The organism is Hydrogenophaga sp. GW456-12-10-14-TSB4, assembly GCF_059424305.1.
Genome location: NZ_JBWKZH010000139.1, coordinates 1 through 2,377, shown reverse-complemented (window position 1 = coordinate 2,377; position 2,377 = coordinate 1). Strand labels below are relative to the sequence as shown.

The 2,377-nt window shown below is 74.1% G+C and carries 2 protein-coding genes; both read left to right on the top strand.

The genetic code is table 11. The features are described 5' to 3' along the window. Positions 1-958 (top strand): pseudouridine synthase (locus AC07ZS_RS29710; RefSeq protein WP_494802020.1); only part of this gene is annotated, 958 nt, incomplete at its 5' end. Next, complete coding sequence (locus AC07ZS_RS29705; protein ID WP_494802019.1) at positions 945-2,369, top strand: 8-oxoguanine deaminase; 1,425 nt, start codon at positions 945-947, stop codon at positions 2,367-2,369. The genes AC07ZS_RS29710 and AC07ZS_RS29705, both read left to right, overlap by 14 nt. The last annotated feature ends 8 nt before the right edge of the window (positions 2,370-2,377 follow it).

The window sequence follows — 2,377 nt, the reverse complement described above, 5'->3', positions numbered from 1 at the left end:
GGGCTACGGCGCCCCACGCGGTGGCCCCGAAGGCCCGCGCACCGAGCGCCCGGCCCCGCGCCGCGCCGATGCCCCCCGGGCCGCCGCCGATCGAGCGCCGCGCGGCCCCGCGCCCGCACCGCGCCCGCCGGCCCACCGGCCCGACCTGGCCCGGGTCGGCAACGTGCGCGGCGAAGTGCGCCTCAACAAGCGCATGGCCGACCTCGGCCTGTGTTCGCGCCGCGAGGCCGACGAATGGATCGCGCGCGGCTGGGTCAAGGTCAACGGCCAGCCGGCGGTGATGGGCCAGCCGGTGCCGCCCGATGCGCAGGTCGAGGTCGCACCGCAGGCGCGCCACCAGCAGAGCGGGCAGGTCACCATCCTGCTGCACAAGCCGGTGGGCTATGTGAGCGGCCAGCCCGAAGACGGCCACGAGGCCGCGGCCACGCTGATCGGCGCGCCCAGCCAGTGGCGCGGCGATGCACGCATGCCGGCGGACGGCCGGCGTTTCGCGCCCGAGCACACGCGCAACCTGGCGCCGGCCGGCCGGCTCGACATCGATTCCACCGGCCTGCTCGTGCTCACGCAGGACGGCCGCGTGGCGCGCACCCTGATCGGCGAGAACAGCGGCGTGGAGAAGGAGTACCTGGTGCGTGTGCACTTCGCGCCCAACGGACCGCAAGGCGCGGGCCTGGTGGCGCAGGATGTGCAGGCGGTGTTCCCCGCCCGGCAGCTGGCCCTGCTGCGCCACGGCCTGAGTCTGGATGGCCAGGCCCTGCGGCCCGCGCAGGTGGACTGGCAGAACCCCGAGCAACTGCGCTTTGTGCTCACCGAAGGCAAGAAGCGCCAGATCCGCCGCATGTGCGAGCAGGTGGGCCTGCACGTGGTGGGCCTGAAGCGCATCCGCATCGGGCGGGTGCTGCTGGGCAACCTGCCGGTGGGGCAGTGGCGCTTCCTGGGCGCCGATGAGCGCTTCTGAGATGGGCGCCGCCGATCGCGTGCTGATCCTTCGCCACGCCGACGTGGTGGTCACCATGGACGCCCAGCGGCGCGAGATCGCCGACGGGGCGGTGGTGGTGAACGGGCCGGCCATCGAGTGGGTGGGGCCGACCGCCGAGTTGCCGGCGCCCTGGCGCGAGGCGATCGCCGGTGGCAGCGCCGAAGCGATCGACCTGCACGGCCACGTGCTGATGCCCGGGCTGGTGAACACCCACCACCACATGTACCAGAGCCTCACGCGCGTGGTGCCCGAGGCGCAGGACGCCGAGTTGTTCGGCTGGCTCAACAACCTCTACCTGCTGTGGGCGCGGCTCACGCCCGAGATGGTGCGCGTGTCCACGCAGACGGCGATGGCCGAGCTCATGCTCTCGGGCTGCACCACCACCAGCGACCACCTCTACCTGTTCCCCAACGGCTCGCGCCTGGACGATTCCATCGAGGCGGCCGACGCCATGGGCATGCGCTTTCACGCGGCGCGCGGCAGCATGAGCGTGGGCCGCAGCGCCGGCGGCCTGCCGCCCGACTCGGTGGTGGAGAGCGAAGCCGCGATCCTGGCCGACAGCGAGCGCCTGATCGGCCGCTGGCACGACGCCTCGCGCCACAGCATGCGGCGCATCGTGCTCGCGCCGTGTTCGCCGTTCTCGGTCTCGCGCGACCTCATGCGCGAGTCGGCGGTGCTGGCGCGCGCGCACGGCGTGTCGCTGCACACGCACCTGGCGGAGAACGACAACGACGTCGCCTACTCGCGCGAGAAGTTCGGCATGACGCCGGCCGAGTACGCCGAGGACCTGGGCTGGGTCGGCTGCGACGTGTGGCACGCCCACTGCGTCAAGCTCGACCCGGCGGGCATCGCGCTGTTCGGCCGCACCGGCACCGGCGTGGCGCATTGCCCGTGCTCCAACATGCGCCTGGGCTCGGGCATCGCCCCGGTGGGCGCGATGCGCCGCGCCGGCGTGCCGGTGGGCCTGGGGGTGGACGGCAGCGCGTCCAACGACGGCGCGCACATGCTGGGCGAGGTGCGCCAGGCGATGCTGCTGCAGCGCGTGGGTTTCGGCCCCGCCGCGCTCACCGCGCGCGAGGCGCTGGAGATCGCCACGCTGGGCGGCGCGCGCGTGCTGGGCCGCGACGACATCGGCGCGCTGGTGCCCGGCCTCTCGGCCGATCTGGTGGCCTTCGACCTGCGTGGCGTGACCCACGCCGGTGCCGGCCACGACCCGGTGGCCGCGCTGGTGTTCTGCCAGAGCGCGGACGTGTCGCTGAGCGTGATCAACGGCCGTGTGCGGGTGCGCGAGGGCCGGCTGACGGGGATGGAGCTCGAACCCCTGCTGGCGCGCCACCGCGCGCTGGCACGCTCGCTCTACGAGGCGGCCCGGCACCCGCACACCGCCTGAGGTCGGGC